Raw genomic sequence first — 15,749 nt, 5'->3', positions numbered from 1 at the left:
TGCTGGGAATGCGTCGTTCCCAAGGGCCGTTGGATCAGGCATGGGCGCGTTGGCAGGTGTTCCGTTGTCGGTGCTGGACCGGTCGCGGACGCGGACCGGCGAAACAGAAGCCGAAACACTGCGTGCGACCGTCGACTTGGCGCAGCAGGTCGAGAAGCTCGGCTACAAGCGTTTCTGGGTGTCTGAACACCACAGCGTGCCCGGAGTGGTCGGTTCCGCGCCGACGGTGCTCGCAGCGGCCGTCGCAGCCCGGACAGAGCACATTCGGGTTGGCACCGGCGGCGTCATGCTGCCGAACCATCAGCCGCTGGTCGTGGCCGAGCAGTTCGGCGTCCTGGAGTCGCTGTACCCGGGCCGGATCGACATGGGCCTCGGCCGGTCCGTCGGCTTCACGAACGGGATCCGGCGGGCGCTTGGCGTCGAGAAGGACGCCGCGGCGGACTTTGCCGTCCAGCTTCGGGAGCTGCTCGGCTACTTGGACGGAACGCAGCAGACGCATCCAGAGGTGCACGCCAGGCCCGGGGAGGGGTTGCGAGTCCCAGCGTTCGTTCTGGCGATCGGCTCCGGCGCTGCGGTGGCGGCGTCCTTCGGGTTGCCGCTGGTGATCGCCGGTGTGAAGGGCGAGGCAGAGCTGCTGCAGCTGGTGGAGAGCTACCGAGCCGACTTCCAGCCCTCAGCGTGGGGTGCTCGTCCGTACGTCGTTCTGGCGGCGACTGTCGCCGTCGCGCCGACGACTGAGCAGGCCCGAGAGCTGTTGTTGCCGGAGGCATGGGCAAGCGCGTACTCACGCACTCAAGGCGTGTTCCCGCCGCTTGAACCCGCTCCCCCGCTGGAGATGACAGCGAAGCAGCGTGAGCTGTTCGAGGGTGCACTGACCGGCCAGATCTACGGGACGCCGGCCGAGGTCGACGCCACGCTCGGCGGCCTGGTCCGGCGGACCGGCGCCGACGAGTTGCTGATCACCACGAACACCTTCGACCGCGGCGACCTGGTCGCGTCGTACACCGCGCTCGCGGAGCTGACTAGCGGTTGATCCGCTCCTCGAGGCGCTTGCGCACCTCGGGCCACTCGTCGGCCAGGATCGAGAACACGACGGTGTCCCGCCACGAGCCGTCCGCCAGCCGCATGTGCCGGCGCAACACGCCCTCCCGGGTCGCGCCGAGCTTGGCGATCGCGGCCTGGGAATGCGTGTTCGTCAACCCGGTCTGAATCTTCAGCCGGCCGAACCCGCAGTCCTCGAAAGCGTGTCGCATCAGCAGCAGCTTCGCCGCCGGGTTGACCGCCGTCCCCCAGACCGCCGGGGCGTACCCCGTCCAGCCGAGATGGAGGCGCTCGTTGGGCAGGTCGACGTCCCCGAGACTCGACGTCCCGACGACGGAGCCGTCGGCAACCATCCGGACCGTGTACGCGAACCGCTTGGCGACCGCCGGCGCCCATTCCGCGCGCATCGCGTCGACGCCGGCCGGCACGACGCCGCCGTTGAACCCGCCGGCGTAGACCTGCTCGTTCGCGATGGCGGCGTACAACTCGTCGTAATCGCCGTCCTGCAAGGGATCCAGGCGGACGACGTCGCCCACCAGCGAACGCCCATCCGGCGCGACCGTCATGGCATTACCCCTTCACGAGCAGATGCAGCAGGAGCCACATCGCGGGCGCTGTCGCGAGCAGCGAGTCCAGCCGGTCCATGACGCCGCCGTGACCGGGCAGCAGGTTCGACATGTCCTTGATGCCCAGATCGCGCTTGATCATCGACTCGCCGAGGTCACCGACCGTCGCGGTCACCACCGCGACCGCGCCGACGATCGCGCCGACCCACCAGTTGCCGTCGAGCAGGAGGACGACCGACGCGATCCCGGCGCCGATACAGGCCAGCGTCGAGCCGGCGAAGCCCTCCCAGGACTTCTTCGGGCTGATCGTCGGCGCCATCGGGTGCTTGCCGAACAGGACGCCGGCCGCGTACCCGCCGACGTCGCTCGCGACGACCACCAGGAAGAACGTCAGCACCCGGCCCGGGCCGTCGGCGTCCGGCTGGACGAGCAGGATCGCGAACCCGGCCAGCAACGGGACGTAGCCGATCAGGAAGACCCCGGCGGTGACATCGCGGACGAAACCGACCGAGCCGCCCGGCATCCGCCAGAAGAGCGTGCCCAGCACGGTCAGCGCGAGCGCGACCAGCAACGCCATCGGCCCGCCGAAATAGGCGGCCAGCAGCATCGCCGTCGTGCCGACGAACAGCGGGATCCGCGGGATCACCGCGCCGCCGGTCCGGAGCGCCTTGATCATCTCGTCCACGGCGAACAGCACGGCGGCCAGCACCAGGACCGTGAACAGGACCTTCTGCCAGTACAGCGAGCCGACGATCAGCGCGCCGAGACCGACCCCGACGCCGACCGCGGCCGGCAGGTTCCGCCCGGCGCGGCTCGGTTTCGGACCGGTGCTCGGCGCGGGCGTGCTCTCGACGCCCATCACACCTCGAGCAGTTCGGCTTCCTTGTGCTTGAGCAGCTCGTCGATGGATTCGACGTATTTCTTCGTCATCCCATCGAGCCGCTTCTCAGCACTCTTGCCCTCGTCCTCGCCCGCCTCGCCGCCCTTGACCGACTTGTCGATCGCGTCCTTGGCGTGCCGGCGGATGCTGCGCACGGAGATCTTGGCGTCCTCGCCCTTGGTCTTGGCGACCTTGATGTACTCCTTGCGGCGGTCCTCGGTCAGCTGCGGCATCGTGACCCGGATGACCGCGCCGTCGTTACCCGGGTTCACGCCGAGGTCGGAGTCGCGGATCGCCTTCTCGATCGCGGCCATCGCGCCCTTGTCGTACGGCGAGATGAGCACGGTCCGCGGGTCCGGGACCTGGAAACCGGCCAGCTGCTGCAGCGGGGTCGGCGAGCCGTAGTAGTCCGCCACGATGTTGGAGAACATCGACGGGTGCGCGCGGCCGGTCCGGATCGCGGCGAAGTCGTCCTTGGCGACCTCCACGGCCTTCGCCATCTTCTGCTCGGCTTCGCGGAGTGCTTCGTCGATCACGACATTCCTCGCTTCCTGGAGGCCGCGTCGTCGCAGCCCGTTTCGAACGATCCTAGTGGTACGGCGGCCCGGAACAGCCGACTACCCCGGCGCGACGACCGTGCCGATCTTGTCGCCGTGCACGACGCGGGCGATATTGCCCTCCTCGAGACCGAAGATCACGATCGGCAGCGCGTTGTCGCGGGCCAGGCTGATCGCGGTCGCGTCGGCGACCCGCAGCCCGCGGGCCAGGAAGTCGTCGTAGGACAGCTGGTCGAACTTGACCGCGTCCGGGTTCTTCTTCGGGTCGGAGTCGTAGACGCCGTCCACGCCCTGCTTACCCATCAGCAGCGCCTCCGCGCCGACCTCGAGCGCGCGCTGGGCGGCGACGGTGTCGGTGGAGAAGTACGGCATCCCGGAACCCGCGCCGAAGATCACCACGCGGCCCTTCTCCAGGTGCCGCTCGGCCTTGCGCGGGATGTAGGGCTCGGCGACCTGACCCATCGTGATCGCGGTCTGCACCCGGGTCTCGATCCCGAGCTTCTCCAGGAAGTCCTGCAGGGCCAGGCAGTTCATCACGGTGCCGAGCATGCCCATGTAGTCGGCGCGGTTGCGCTCCATCCCGCGCTGCTGCAGCTCGGCGCCGCGGAAGAAGTTCCCGCCGCCGACGACGATGGCGACCTGGACGCCGGCCCGGGCCACCTCCGCGATCTGCTTGGCGATCGAGTTCACCACGTCGGGGTCGACGCCGAGTTTGCCGCCGCCGAACACCTCACCCGACAGTTTGAGCAGCACCCGCCGGTAGGCGGGCGAATACGGCGAAGAGGCCGGATTCGTCTCGGTACCCAGGGTTTCCGTCACGATTCCGGCCTCTCCTCGTTGCGTTGCTGTGCTGCCAGATCCTTCGCGAGCCCGCAGGCTCAGGCGCCGACCTCGAAGCGGGCGAACCGCTTCACGGTCACGCCGGCCTCGTCCAGGACGGCCTTCACGGTCTTCTTGTTCTCGGTGACCGACGGCTGCTCGAGCAGGACGACCTCCTTGAAGAAGCCGTTCACCCGGCCCTCGACGATCTTCGGCAGGGCGCCCTCGGGCTTGCCCTCCTCGCGGGCGGTCGCCTCGGCGATCCGCTGCTCGTTCGCGACCGTCTCGGCCGGAACCTCCTCGCGGGTGGTGTACAGCGGCCGCATCGCGGCGGCCTGCATCGCGGCGCCGCGGGCGGCCTCCACGTTGTCACCCTCGAACTCGACCAGGACGCCGACCTGGGCCGGCAGGTCCGCGGCGCGCTTGTGCATGTACGCCGTGACCTGGCCGTCGAACACGGCCACCTTGCCGAGCTCGAGCTTCTCGCCGATCACCGCGGCCAGCGCCTCGATGTTCTCGGCGACCGACTTGCCGTCGGCGAGCTTCTCGCTGAGCAGCGCCTCGGCGTCGCCGACCTTGCTGGCCGACGCGTGCGCGACGATGTCGGCCGCGAGCTGCTGGAACTGCTCGTTCTTGGCGACGAAGTCGGTCTCGCAGTTCAGCTGGACCAGCGCGTTCTCGGCGGCGGCCACCAGGCCGTTGCTGGCGGAACGCTCGGCGCCCCGCTTCTGCGCCTTGGCCGCGCCGTGGATGCGCAGCTCCTCGATGGCCTTGTCGAAGTCGCCGTCGGTGGCCTCGAGGGCCTTCTTGGCGTCCATCATGCCCGCGCCGGTGGCGTCGCGGAGCTTCTTCACGTCAGCGGCGGTGTAGTTCGCCATTCCTCGTTCTCTCGTCCTTCTCGATGCGGCTGGATGAGCGGAGCGGTCCGAACCCTGCCGCCCGCGGCGCGGGCGGCAGGATCAGCGGATCTCAGGCCTCGTCGGCCTTCGGGGCCTCGGCGGCCGGGGTCTCCTCGGCGGCAGCCGGGGCCTCCTCGGCGACCGGCGCCTCTTCGGCGACAGCCTCGGCGGCCGGAGCGGCCTCGGCCGGAGCCTCGGTGGCAGCCGGGGCCGCATCGGCCTTGGCGGCGCCGTTCTGGCTCTCCAGCAGCTCGCGCTCCCAAGCCGCCAGCGGCTCCTCGGCGCCCAGCTCCTCGCCGGCCGCGGCGGCGCCCTGGCCACCGCGCGACATCAGACCGTCGGCGACGGCGTCGGCGACCACGCGGGTCAGCAGGCCGACCGAGCGGATGGCGTCGTCGTTACCCGGGATCGGGAAGTCGACCTCGTCCGGGTCGCAGTTGGTGTCCAGGATGCCGATGATCGGCAGCTTCAGCTTGCGCGCCTCGTCGACGGCGAGGTGCTCCTTCTTGGTGTCCACGATCCACACGGCGGCCGGCACCCGGGCCATGTCGCGGATACCGCCGAGGGTCTTGAGCAGCTTGTCGTGCTCGCGACGCTTCTGCAGCAGCTCCTTCTTGGTGACACCGGAGGCGGCGACGTCGTCGAAGTCGATCAGCTCCAGCTCCTTCAGGCGCTGCAGCCGCTTGTTGACGGTCTGGAAGTTGGTGAGCATGCCGCCCAGCCAGCGCTGGTTCACGTAGGGCATGCCGACCCGGGTCGCCTGCTCGGCGATCGCTTCCTGGGCCTGCTTCTTGGTGCCGACGAACAGGATCGCCCCGCCCGCCGCGACCGTGCTGCGAACGAACTCGTACGCGCGGTCGATGTAGGACAGCGACTGCTGCAGGTCGATGATGTAGATGCCGTTGCGCTCGGTGAGGATGAATCGCTTCATCTTCGGGTTCCAGCGCCGGGTCTGGTGTCCGAAGTGGACGCCACTCTCGAGCATCTGCTTCATGGTCACGACGGCCATGAGGGTGTTCCTCCTGTCGCGCGCCTCCAGGTATCGCCCCGGACGACGCACTCTCGGTTGCTTCGCCGCGGACCGGTCGGCCCGCCGCGCCTGATGCCCGTCGCCCGGCCCCATCCAGGCCGGAGCCGGGACCGAGAGGGCCGAACTGTGGTGCGGGCATGCGTAGTCGCCCCACCCGAGGTGAGGCGCCGCGGAAAGTCTACGGGACCGACCCCGCAATACGCGAACCGGCCGCCGTTGTCCACAGGTAGCCAAGTCGCCGGCCGAAACCGGGCCGTTCCGCGGCATGTTCCAGGTATGAACATCTTCCCCCTCCTGACCACCGCCCTGCTCCCCCTCTCCGGAGCCCCGAGCCCGCCTCCCAGCTGGCCATTGAGCCCTCGCCCGGTCGTCGTGCACGGTTTCGAGCTCCCTGCCAAACCCTGGCTGCCCGGCCACCGCGGGGTCGATCTCGCGGGTCGCCCCGGCCAGCCCGTCCACGCCGCTACCGCAGGCACGATCACGTACGCCGGCCCGTTGGCCGGGCGCGGCGTCATCACGCTCAGCGCCGGCCGCCGCCGGACGACGTACGAGCCTGTCGTCCCCGCGGTCCGCGTCGGCGCTTCCGTCGCACCTGGCGCCCTCCTGGGCCACCTCTCGGCCGCCGGCTCGCACTGCGCCCCTGCGACCTGTCTGCATTGGGGCCTGCTCGAGGGGCGCAGCTACCTAGATCCGCTGACGCTGCTTCCCAGACCGCCGATTCGCCTACTTCCTCTCGCCGGTAGACCCAGGCAACAGCCCGCGAGCAGACCTGCGGAACAGCTCACTCCCCCGCCCGCCGCGGCTGTTGCCCCGACAACGCCGTCCGCCCGCAACCGGCGTACGGCGACGGCCGTCGTGGCAGTCACCGCGGCCCTCAGCCTGACCGCGCTCATCGCGATCCGGAGGCACTAGATGCGCCCTACCGACAGCCGGAGCTCAGCTCCCCGGGACGCGTGCCTGCCAGGCGTCCTCGTCCTTGGATCGCCGCTCGACCCCGGCCGGGAGCTTGTTCTTGGCCAGGTCGGTGAGCGTGGTGTGCTCCAGCACGTCCCGCAGGCTGGCGCGGGCGGCGATCCACACCCGCTGCAACACGACCGCCCGTTCGTTGTACGCGACGCTCTCCGGCCGCACTCCCGAGATGCTGACGATCGGCCCGTCGACGGCGCGCATCACGTCGGCGACCGAGACCTCGTTCGGGTCGACGGCGAGTTTCCACCCGCCGGACTGGCCGCGCTGGCTGGCCAGGATGCCGGCCCGGCGCAGGTCGGCCAGGATCCCCTGCAGGAAGCCGTGCGGGATCGCCTGCGCGCGGCTGAGCTCCTCGGCCGACACCACCGAGGGGTCGTTGGACACCCAGCGCTGGGTGATCTCGATCAGCGCCCGCAACGCATAGTCAGACTTCGCCGAAACCCGCATGGTCCGCAGTCTGCCGCATCCCGCGGGATCCCCGCCGCACCCGGTCCGCCGACACACCCGGTCCAGCGGCGGGCGGAGCCAGGGCGCCGCCCGCTCTCACGCCCGCGGATGGGCTTGCTCGTAGGCCTTCCGGAGCCGGTCGGTCGAGACGTGGGTGTAGATCTGGGTGGTCGCGAGCGACGCGTGGCCGAGCAGCTCCTGCACGCTGCGCAGATCCGCGCCGCCCTCGAGCAGATGCGTCGCGGCCGTGTGCCGCAGCCCGTGCGGCGACAGGTCCGGCGCCTCGACGACCGCGATCCGCTCGTGGACGAGCCGCCGGACGGCGCGCTGATCGATCCGCCCGCCGCGCGCCCCGAGGAAGACCCCGGGGCCGCTCCCGTGCCGGGCCAGCTGCGGTCGCGCCTCGTCGAGCCAGCGCGCCATCGCGGCCGCGGCCGGCACGCCGTACGGGACGGAGCGCTCCTTGCGCCCCTTGCCGAAGACCCGGACGACGCGGCGCTCGGTGTCGACGTCGTCGATGTCCAGCGCGCAGAGCTCGCCAACCCGGATACCCGTTGCATAGAGCAACTCCATGATCGCCAGATCGCGCAGGCCCACCGGGCTGCCGTCGTCCGCAGCCACCGCGGCCGCATCAAGGACGGCGCGAGTGTCGGTCAGGTTCAGCACGCCTGGCAGGCCCTTGTGCGGGCGCGGGCTGGCCAGCAAGGCCCCCGGATCGGTCTCGATCCGCCCGGTGCGCTGCGCCCAGGCCGTGAAGACACGCGCGGCCGTGGCTCGCCGGGCCATCGTGCTGCGCGCCTTGCCGAGACTCTGCTGTTTGGCCAGCCAGGAGCGCAGCCCGCGGATGTCGAGCCCGGCCAGATCGTTGTGACCAAGCCGAATCAAATGATCGAGTAGATCCGCGATGTCCCCGAGGTACGCTCTGACAGAGTGTTTGCTGAGGTCTCTTTCCGCCGTCAGATGCCGTTCGTAGTCAGTCAGTAACACCGTGAAACCGTCCGGCCAGGAGGGGTTCGCGCTGACATCGTCCGGCGTCATGCCTCGACCATGCGGGAGCGGGCCTTGCATCGCAAGCCACCGCGCCACGGCGAGGAGAGGAGGGCTGGTCGATAGCCCGACGGTCGACTACTGTTCGGCCCGATTGCCCTAGTAGCAACGGAGGCACCCCTGACCATGGCCCCCTCAGCGAACGGACAGACCGTAGGCCGGCGCCTGCCGGTCGAGTCGGCGTTCACTCGAGTCGAGGATGCGCGGCACCGTCTGCCGCGCCTGTTCGGTCGTCGCGACCTGGTCGTTCTCGGCCTGGGCGTGATGATCGGTTCCGGCATCTTCAGCATCAGCGGCAACCAGGCGGCCCTGACCGCCGGCCCCGCCGTGATCCTGTCGTTCGTCATCGCAGCGATCGTGTGCCTGCTGGCCGCGGCGTGTTACGCCGAGCTGTCGTCGACGATCCCGGTCTCGGGTAGCGCGTACACCTTCAGTTACGTGACCTTCGGCGAGATGTGGGCCTGGCTGGTCGGCTGGGCCCTCGTGCTCGAGCTCGTCACCGCCGCCGCGATCGTCGCGCGCGTCTGGTCGGCCTACTTCCTGGCCACCCTGGACAGTTTCGGCCTGACCCTGCCGGCGAACGTCGCGCAGTACTTCGGCCCGGACGCCAAACTCAACCTGGTCGCCCCGCTGCTGCTGCTCCTGCTGACCGCGATGGTCGTCACCGGGACGAAGCTGTCGGCCCGGGTGCTGACCGTGGTGGTGGCCGCGAAGGTCGCCGTCATCCTGATGGTGATCGTGGTCGGCGCGACCCACATCAACTGGGACAACTACAAGCCGTTCGTGCCGATGCCGCGAGCCGCCTCGGCGACCGCCAGCCCGACATTGCTGAGTTGGATCCTCGACTCCTCGTTCGGCACCTTCGGCACGATGGGCATCTTCACCGCCGCCAGCACGATCGTGTTCGCCTACATCGGCTTCGACCTGATCGCGACCGCCTCCGAGGACGCGCGGAACCCGCGCAAGACCGTCCCGCAGGGCATGCTGCTCGGCGTCGGCGCCGTGACGATCCTGTACATCGCGATGGCCGTCGTCCTGGTCGGCATGCGGCCCTACGGCCAGCTCGGCGGGAGCGCGCCGGTGTCCAGCGCGCTGTCCGCGGTCGGCGTCGGCTGGGCCGCGAAAGTGGTCAATCTAGGCGCCTTGCTGGCGCTGATGACCGTCATCATGGTGGTCCTGATCGCGCAGAGCCGCGTCCTGTTCAACATGGGCCGCGACGGCCTGCTGCCGAAGAGCCTGGGCCGGGTCAGCCGCGTCTACTCCTCGCCTGCGCGCGCCGCCGGAGCGGCTGGGCTGGCCGCGCTGGCTCTGACGCTGTACCCGAAGGTGCTGGAGCTCGAGGAGCTGCTCGTCATCGGAGCCTTGTTCTGCTTCGCGTTCTGCGCGGTCGGCGTACTCACCCTGCGCCGCTCCGAGCCGAACCTCGAGCGCGGCTTCCGGGTGCCGATGGTGCCGCTGATCCCGCTGCTGTCGCTGGCCGCGACGGTCTGGCTGATGCTGAACCTCAAGACCAGCACGTGGGCCAAGTTCGGCCTCTGGATGCTGCTCGGCCTGGCCATCTACGGCCTGTACGGGCGCTGGCACAGCCGCCTGGCCAACGAAGACAGCTGGGACTTCGACATCGGCGACACCGATCCTGGGACGGGCGGCCTTCAGCCGGTCCGCCCGGCGCCGGAGTCCCGCACCGGTGAGCTGCGCGCCGTCCGGAATCCACCGCCGCAAAAACCCGGCCGCGGTAAACACATGCGCAACTGACGCACCGCGCGAACAGTTTCACCCACTTCGCCGTCTGTGGTTTTCCACAGGCGGCGAAGTCGTGTTCGAAACAGCCTCCGAACTCGGCATGTTCTTGGTCGGAGGTGGTCAACGATGCGGACCAGGAATGCCGTCGGGCGATTCGGCGAAGAGCTCGCCGCCAGATATCTCACGACCAACGGTTTCGCCGTCCTCGAGCGCAACTGGCGCTGTGAGCTGGGCGAGATCGACATCGTCGCGCGGGAGGGCGACACCCTTGTCGTCTGCGAGGTGAAAACCCGCCGCGGCCTCGGCTACGGCTCCCCGCTGGAATCCATCACTTATCGCAAACTCGTCACCCTGCGGAAACTCGCCGGCGCCTGGCTGCAATGCCACCAGCTCCGGCCGGCGGCGATTCGGATCGACATCATCGCCATTCTTCTCGACAAGAACGCGCCGCCCCGGGTCGACCATCTGCGGGGAGCGGCCTGATGACGCTGGCGCAGACGTGGTCCGTCGCGCTGGTCGGTCTCGAAGGCCATCTCGTCGAGGTCGAGGCCGATATCGCGCAGGGCCTGCCCAAGACCTCGCTGATCGGCCTGCCGGACGCGTCGTTGTCCGAGGCCCGCGACCGGGTCCGCGCGGCCGTGGTGAACAGCGGCGAGCGATTCCCCGACCGCAAGGTCACGATCGGCCTGTCCCCCGCGACACTGCCGAAGACCGGCTCGCATTACGACGTCGCCATCGCGGTCGCTCTACTCGCCGCGGCCGGCGCCGTCGAGGTCGCGTCCTCCCGGCGGACGGCGATCATCGGCGAGCTCGGCCTCGACGGCCGGATCCGTGAGGTGCGCGGCGCGCTCGCGATGACGCTGGCGGTGGCCCGCTCCGGTTTCGACCGGATCGTCGTCCCCGAGCTGAACGCGGGCGAGGCCCGGCTCGTTCCCGGAATCGAGGTGTACGGCGTGCGCTCGTTGCGCCAGGTCCTCGCGCTGATGCGTGGCGTCGAGGTCCCGGACGAGGAGCTTCCGCAGGCCGAGCCGCGGCTGCTGTCGGAGTCGCTGACCCGCGTCCCGGAGGTGGATCTGCACGATGTGATCGGTCAGCAGGAGGGCCGGCGGGCGATCGAAGCGGCCGCCGCCGGTGGTCATCACCTGTTCCTGCACGGGCCGCCCGGCTCGGGGAAGACGATGCTGGCCGAGCGGCTGGCCGGCCTGATGCCGGAGCTGAGTACGGATGAGGCCCTCGAAGTGTCCGCGGTGCATTCGCTGGCCGGCCTGCTCAACGGCGAAGCCGAGCTGGTTCGGCGTCCGCCTTTCATCGCGCCGCATCACACCGCGTCGCTGTCCAGCTTGGTCGGCGGCGGCTCCGGCGTACCGCGGCCCGGCGCGATCAGCTGTGCCCATCGCGGCGTCCTGTTCATCGACGAGGCGCCGGAGATGCATCCGCTGACCCTCGACACGTTGCGGCAGCCGTTGGAGTCCGGCTTCATCGAGGTGCACCGGTCCGCCGCCGTGGCCAAGTTCCCGGCCCGCTTCATGCTCGTCCTGGCGGCGAATCCCTGTCCCTGTGGCCTCTCCGGCGTCAAGAACGCGATCTGCAACTGCACGCCGCAGGTCCTCGCTCGCTATCAGCAGCGGATCAGCGGCCCGATCAAGGACCGCCTGGACATCCAGCGCCAGATCGCGCCTTCCGGCCGGATCTCGGGCGGTTCCGACGTCTCCGAGCCGACCGCGGCGGTCGCCGAGCGCGTCCGCGCCGCCCGAGACCGCCAATTGGCCCGCTATCGCGACACCTCCTGGACTCTCAACAGCCAGGTCCCCGGCTCAGTCCTCCGCCGCGACTTCCCGATCGCCCCCTCCGCCCAGCAACTCCTCGAAGACCACTACGCCACCGGCCGCCTGACCGGCCGCGGCTTCGACCGCGTCGTCCGCGTCGCCTGGACACTCGCCGACCTCCAAGGCACGCCCCAACCCACCCTCGACCAAACCCACGAAGCCTTCCAACTCCGCACCGGCGAACCCCTCACCCCCCACACCGACCACCGCCCCCTCAAAGGACCAACACGATGACCCTCCCCCCACCCTCGCCCCCTACTCCCGCCCCCACACCCACCCCAGAACACGCAGCACCTGCCCCCACTCCTGCTCCCGCCCCGGCCCCGACACCCACCCCAGAACACGCAGCACCTGCCCCCGCTCCCGCCCCCACCCCAGAACACGCAGCACCTGCGCCCGCTCCCACCCCGGCCCCCACACCCACCCCAGAACACGCAGCATCTGCTCCTGCTCCTGCTCCTGCTCCTGCTCCTGCTCCTGCTCCTGCTCCTGCTCCTGCTCCTGCTCCTGCTCCTGCCAACAGGATGATCCCGGCCTCAGGTGTAGGCACGGATCGCATCGCTTCGTCTTTCCCTTCCGGCGCCGACTGCTGGACCACCGGCGAAGTCTTCGCCGGTGGTCGGGGACGGGAGGGGGTGTGTCGTGCAGACCGGGTGTGAGGTGGTGGAGCGGGAGGAGCGATTGGTGGTGATGGGTGCCGAGGGCGGCGGCTTGGGCGGTGCTCGGGCGGGGGCTGGTGGCGCGGCGGGCGGTGGCGATGGGCCGCAGGGGCCGGCGGGGGTGGGTCAGGCGAGGGCGGGTGGTGCGGGGGATGACGAGCGGCTGGCGCGGGTGGCTTTGGGGAGGGTGATCGAGCCGGGTGATAGCGCGGCTGTGCGTGCGTTCGAGGGGTTGGGGCCGGTGGAGATCTGGGAGCGCCTCCGGCGGAAGGAGACCGGTACCGAGCGGTGGGGGCCACGGGTTGCAGCGACGCAGCCGGAGCGCGATCTGGAGCGGGGTGCGGCGGCGAATGCGCGGTTCGTGATCCCCGGCGATGACGAGTGGCCGGAGCAACTCGACGTACTGGAGGAGGCGGGCCGGGTCTCCCGGCGGGCTGGTGCGCCGTTCGGCCTGTGGGTGCGTGGCAGCGGCGTCCTCCGAACCGCGCTGGAGAAGTCGGTGGCGATCGTCGGGGCGCGCGCGTGCTCGGCGTACGGCGAACATGTCGCCGGTGAGCTGGCCTCCGGGCTCGCTGAGAGCGGGTTCGCGATCGTGTCGGGTGGTGCGTACGGCATCGACGCAGCTGCACACCGCGGAGTACTCGCCGCGGACGGCGTGACGCTGGCCGTGCTCGCCTGCGGCGTCGACGTCAGCTACCCGCGCAGCAACGCGGCCCTCTTCAGCCGGATCGTCGAGCGTGGGCTGGTGGTGAGCGAGCTACCGCCCGGCTGCTCACCGACCAAACTGCGCTTCCTCAGCCGCAACCGGCTGATCGCGGCCGGCAGCCTCGGCACAGTCGTCATCGAAGCCGCCGTCCGCAGCGGCGCTCTCAACAGCGCCGGCTGGGCAGAGCTATGCGGCCGACCGGTCCTCGCCGTCCCAGGCCCGATCACCTCCCGCATGTCCGCCGGCACCCACGTCCTCGTCCGCGAACGGGACGCCGTCCTCGTCACCAACGTCGCTGAAATCATCGAGGCCGTCTCGCCCTTGGGCTCCGGCCTGACGTCCTACCCCCGCGCCCCCAACACAGCCATCGATGAGCTCTCCCACGAGCTCCGCCGCGTCCTGGACGCCGTCCCCGTCAACCACCCCGTCCCAGCCACCCGCATAGCCGTCACCGCCGGCCTCGACGTCCCCACCACCCAAGCCGCCCTGGAGGCCCTAGCTGCCCTCTCCCTCACCCACCACTCCCCCACCGGCTGGCACCTCCTCCCACCCACCTGACCACCTGACCATCTGACCTTTAGAGCTCGGCCTTGATCGGGTTGTGGAGAGCAATCAGTAGTCGATCGTGTTGGCAGTCAGGATGTCAGCGGCCTCGCCGGTTGTGGCCAGCGGCGGGGTCGCCCGGGCGCGGGCGGTGAAGTAGCTGTGGAAGTCGGGGCTGATCGTGTCCGTCATCAGCTTTATGGTGCCGTCCCAGTTGCCGTCTGTCGCCCAGAGGTCGAGCAGGGCGCAGCCGACGCGGCCTTGGACGTCGTCGCCTTCGTCCCAGTCGCTGGAATCGTCGCCACCTTCGAGGCTGGTGGAGACGCCGTCCTCGTCGAAATAGCGACGCTCGTCGAGGGCGTAGGCGGCCACGGCGTCAGCGAAGGCCTCGGTCCAGGCGCAGCTGGTCGTGCTCGTGTTTTCGATGGTGTGGCCTTCACAACCGGTGACCTCGGGAAACTGGTGGTTGTAGAGCTGCCATTGCCACCAGTGTCCTGCTTCGTGCAGTACGAGGCTGCGGCTGTCGGTCATGTCGCCGGCCAGTACGACATTGGAGGTGCCGCCGCGGTCCCAGTAGCCGCCGTCGGTGCCGCTGCGGTGCCAGACGACGGTCAGCGGGTCGCAGTGACCGTCGGCTTGGTGACGCGTCCAACAGCTACTGTCGGGATTGGCGCGGCGCTCGTACAGAAGGTTCAGGGTGTCGACGACGTGCCAGGCGTTGTGAAGGTTGTCGGGGACCTTGATCTCGCCGACATCTTGAGTGCCCGCGGTGTTCGGGTAGGCGCGCGTGGAGAAGGAGTATTCGGGCGCGGATGGCGAGTTGCCCTGAACGACCCGCCACAGGGTGTTGCCCGAGCTGAAGGTGAGCTGCAGATCTGCGTCGGCCTGGTCGGAACAGGCTTCGAACGTGCCGTCGTCACCAGTTGTGCCTTGCGCCAGTTGCGGCGCATCAGGCCCGGGCCCGCTGTGTAGCGTCCAGGCGGCGTTGCGCGCGACGGCAGATACCAGCGGCTTGCTCTTGCCCTGGGCGGCGTCGTGGTAGCTGTAGATCAGGCTGCCGGACAGGCATCCGCGGGCGTCCTCGGAGGCGGTGCATCCGGACGCGACGACGACCACGGTGAGGACTACCACCGAACCGGCCCGCAACCGCCTCACCAAACACCTCCACGGCGTCCGCACCTGCCGGCGGAGCCCTCCTTACTGGCTGGACCTGACCGCAGGAACTTATGACCACCTGCACGGTTGCCGGGCGCAACGACACGCTGTTCACCGCGTGACGCATCGCCGCGGTCCGGATCGGCGGCAGGCCGCTTGTGGACCCTGGTGCTTGGTCCCCGAGGTGGGCGGTGCCTCATCAACCACTTGGTCTACTCTGCGGCTCGCAGTTGATAGCGCAGGTGCAGGACGCGGTTGCCCTGGAGGACTTCGGGGTTCTCGAGGAGGTGCTGGGCGTCGACGGAGCCGAAGTAGCGTTTGCCGGTGCCGAGGACGACGGGGACGACGTCCATGCGGACTTCGTCGACGAGGCCGGCGGCGAGCATTTGGCCGCCGACGTCACCGGCGGCGACCTCGACGACGCGGTCGCCGGCGAGCTCCTGGGCCTTGGCCGCGGCGGCCTCGATGCTGTCGACGAAGTGGAAGGGCGCCGCGGGATCCCAGCCTTCGGGTTGTGGGCGGTGGGTCACGACGACGACGTGCTCGACTCCGGCCGGGGGCTTGCCGTCCCAGCCGTCGGTGAGGTCGAAGACGTGCCGGCCGGCGATCGTGACGCCGATCTGGTCCCAGTACGAGCGGGTGTAGTCGTAGGACACCTGTGAGACGTTCAGGACGCCGCTCTCGTCCAGGGGGACGTCGCCACTGGTCAGCCAGTCGAACAGCGGTCCGGGCTGGTCGTTCTGGTCGGCGATGAAGCCGTCCACCGAGACCGAGCTGTACATGACGACCTTGCCCACGGGAGTTCTCCTTTACTTGAGGTGGGCCAAAAGTAGCGCTCCCGAGGGCGGTCGTTCTTGTAAGA

The 15,749-nt window shown here is 69.7% G+C and carries 16 protein-coding genes; 6 read left to right on the top strand and 10 right to left on the bottom strand.

What is annotated here, in order from left to right; genetic code table 11:
* Positions 1-40: 40 nt before the first annotated feature.
* Entirely contained in the window at positions 41-1,033 is a 993-nt protein-coding gene (locus ACZ6ZD_RS35375; RefSeq protein ID WP_465678784.1) for an MsnO8 family LLM class oxidoreductase, read from the top strand.
* Here the strand turns inward: ACZ6ZD_RS35375 and ACZ6ZD_RS35370 are convergent.
* From ACZ6ZD_RS35370 to rpsB, 6 genes are all read right to left on the bottom strand, one after another.
* The gene (locus ACZ6ZD_RS35370; protein ID WP_465678783.1) at positions 1,023-1,607 is read right to left on the bottom strand and encodes a GNAT family N-acetyltransferase; all 585 of its coding nucleotides are present in this window, start codon (positions 1,605-1,607) and stop codon (positions 1,023-1,025) included. The genes ACZ6ZD_RS35375 and ACZ6ZD_RS35370 overlap by 11 nt on opposite strands.
* A 4-nt stretch (positions 1,608-1,611) precedes the next feature.
* Positions 1,612-2,466: a phosphatidate cytidylyltransferase gene (locus tag ACZ6ZD_RS35365; protein ID WP_465678782.1), complete on the bottom strand. Its 855-nt coding sequence runs from the start codon at positions 2,464-2,466 to the stop codon at positions 1,612-1,614.
* Positions 2,466-3,020, bottom strand: a complete 555-nt coding sequence (gene frr, locus ACZ6ZD_RS35360; protein WP_465678862.1) for a ribosome recycling factor — start codon at positions 3,018-3,020, stop codon at positions 2,466-2,468. The genes ACZ6ZD_RS35365 and frr overlap by 1 nt, the downstream gene beginning before the upstream one ends.
* A gap of 84 nt (positions 3,021-3,104) precedes the next feature.
* On the bottom strand, positions 3,105-3,863 hold the full coding sequence (pyrH, locus tag ACZ6ZD_RS35355) for a UMP kinase (protein WP_465678780.1): 759 nt from the start codon (positions 3,861-3,863) through the stop codon (positions 3,105-3,107).
* Between the two features lie 59 nt (positions 3,864-3,922).
* Positions 3,923-4,741, bottom strand: a complete 819-nt coding sequence (tsf, locus tag ACZ6ZD_RS35350; RefSeq protein ID WP_465678779.1) for a translation elongation factor Ts — start codon at positions 4,739-4,741, stop codon at positions 3,923-3,925.
* Positions 4,742-4,832: 91 nt separating this feature from the next.
* Positions 4,833-5,771: a 30S ribosomal protein S2 gene (gene rpsB / locus ACZ6ZD_RS35345; RefSeq protein WP_465678778.1), complete on the bottom strand. Its 939-nt coding sequence runs from the start codon at positions 5,769-5,771 to the stop codon at positions 4,833-4,835.
* Between the two features lie 297 nt (positions 5,772-6,068).
* Here rpsB and ACZ6ZD_RS35340 point away from each other — a divergent pair, with 297 nt between their 5' ends.
* The gene (locus ACZ6ZD_RS35340; protein WP_465678776.1) at positions 6,069-6,704 is read left to right on the top strand and encodes a peptidoglycan DD-metalloendopeptidase family protein; all 636 of its coding nucleotides are present in this window, start codon (positions 6,069-6,071) and stop codon (positions 6,702-6,704) included.
* 24 nt (positions 6,705-6,728) lie between these two features.
* Here the strand turns inward: ACZ6ZD_RS35340 and ACZ6ZD_RS35335 are convergent, their stop codons facing one another.
* Positions 6,729-7,208 carry an RrF2 family transcriptional regulator gene (locus ACZ6ZD_RS35335; protein ID WP_465678775.1) on the bottom strand — a complete coding sequence of 160 codons (480 nt, stop codon included), beginning with the start codon at positions 7,206-7,208 and terminating at the stop codon, positions 6,729-6,731.
* Positions 7,209-7,304: 96 nt separating this feature from the next.
* Complete coding sequence (locus ACZ6ZD_RS35330; protein ID WP_465678774.1) at positions 7,305-8,246, bottom strand: tyrosine recombinase XerC; 942 nt, start codon at positions 8,244-8,246, stop codon at positions 7,305-7,307.
* A 135-nt stretch (positions 8,247-8,381) separates the two neighbouring features.
* Here ACZ6ZD_RS35330 and ACZ6ZD_RS35325 point away from each other — a divergent pair, with 135 nt between their 5' ends.
* The 4 genes from ACZ6ZD_RS35325 (at position 8,382) to dprA (ending at position 13,747) form a co-directional block, all read left to right on the top strand.
* On the top strand, positions 8,382-10,010 hold the full coding sequence (locus ACZ6ZD_RS35325; protein WP_465678772.1) for an APC family permease: 1,629 nt from the start codon (positions 8,382-8,384) through the stop codon (positions 10,008-10,010).
* 114 nt (positions 10,011-10,124) lie between these two features.
* Positions 10,125-10,481: a YraN family protein gene (locus tag ACZ6ZD_RS35320; RefSeq protein ID WP_171676963.1), complete on the top strand. Its 357-nt coding sequence runs from the start codon at positions 10,125-10,127 to the stop codon at positions 10,479-10,481.
* Complete coding sequence (locus tag ACZ6ZD_RS35315) at positions 10,481-12,058, top strand: YifB family Mg chelatase-like AAA ATPase (protein WP_465678771.1); 1,578 nt, start codon at positions 10,481-10,483, stop codon at positions 12,056-12,058. Before ACZ6ZD_RS35320 ends, ACZ6ZD_RS35315 begins: the two co-directional genes overlap by 1 nt.
* Positions 12,059-12,466: 408 nt before the next feature.
* Complete coding sequence (dprA, locus tag ACZ6ZD_RS35310) at positions 12,467-13,747, top strand: DNA-processing protein DprA (RefSeq protein WP_465678770.1); 1,281 nt, start codon at positions 12,467-12,469, stop codon at positions 13,745-13,747.
* Positions 13,748-13,801: 54 nt separating this feature from the next.
* Here the strand turns inward: dprA and ACZ6ZD_RS35305 are convergent, their stop codons facing one another.
* Together ACZ6ZD_RS35305 and ACZ6ZD_RS35300 are read right to left on the bottom strand one after the other, a co-directional pair.
* On the bottom strand, positions 13,802-14,848 hold the full coding sequence (locus tag ACZ6ZD_RS35305; RefSeq protein WP_465678768.1) for a metalloprotease: 1,047 nt from the start codon (positions 14,846-14,848) through the stop codon (positions 13,802-13,804).
* A gap of 251 nt (positions 14,849-15,099) precedes the next feature.
* Positions 15,100-15,684, bottom strand: a complete 585-nt coding sequence (locus ACZ6ZD_RS35300) for a dihydrofolate reductase family protein (protein ID WP_465678767.1) — start codon at positions 15,682-15,684, stop codon at positions 15,100-15,102.
* Positions 15,685-15,749 lie beyond the last annotated feature (65 nt).

The organism is Kribbella sp. NPDC104218 (assembly GCF_055584105.1).
Note: the sequence above shows the minus strand (reverse complement) of the source record. Positions and strands in the feature narration are given on the sequence as shown.

Excerpts from the sequence above, each read along its gene's own strand:
- ACZ6ZD_RS35375 (WP_465678784.1), top strand. The coding sequence starts at position 41 with ATGGGCGCGTTGGCAGGTGTTCCGTTGTCGGTGCTGGACCGGTCGCGG.
- ACZ6ZD_RS35370 (WP_465678783.1), bottom strand. The coding sequence starts at position 1,607 with ATGACGGTCGCGCCGGATGGGCGTTCGCTGGTGGGCGACGTCGTCCGC.
- ACZ6ZD_RS35365 (WP_465678782.1), bottom strand. The coding sequence starts at position 2,466 with ATGGGCGTCGAGAGCACGCCCGCGCCGAGCACCGGTCCGAAACCGAGC.
- tsf (WP_465678779.1), bottom strand. The coding sequence starts at position 4,741 with ATGGCGAACTACACCGCCGCTGACGTGAAGAAGCTCCGCGACGCCACC.
- rpsB (WP_465678778.1), bottom strand. The coding sequence starts at position 5,771 with ATGGCCGTCGTGACCATGAAGCAGATGCTCGAGAGTGGCGTCCACTTC.
- ACZ6ZD_RS35340 (WP_465678776.1), top strand. The coding sequence starts at position 6,069 with ATGAACATCTTCCCCCTCCTGACCACCGCCCTGCTCCCCCTCTCCGGA.
- ACZ6ZD_RS35335 (WP_465678775.1), bottom strand. The coding sequence starts at position 7,208 with ATGCGGGTTTCGGCGAAGTCTGACTATGCGTTGCGGGCGCTGATCGAG.
- ACZ6ZD_RS35330 (WP_465678774.1), bottom strand. The coding sequence starts at position 8,246 with ATGACGCCGGACGATGTCAGCGCGAACCCCTCCTGGCCGGACGGTTTC.
- ACZ6ZD_RS35325 (WP_465678772.1), top strand. The coding sequence starts at position 8,382 with ATGGCCCCCTCAGCGAACGGACAGACCGTAGGCCGGCGCCTGCCGGTC.
- ACZ6ZD_RS35320 (WP_171676963.1), top strand. The coding sequence starts at position 10,125 with ATGCGGACCAGGAATGCCGTCGGGCGATTCGGCGAAGAGCTCGCCGCC.
- ACZ6ZD_RS35315 (WP_465678771.1), top strand. The coding sequence starts at position 10,481 with ATGACGCTGGCGCAGACGTGGTCCGTCGCGCTGGTCGGTCTCGAAGGC.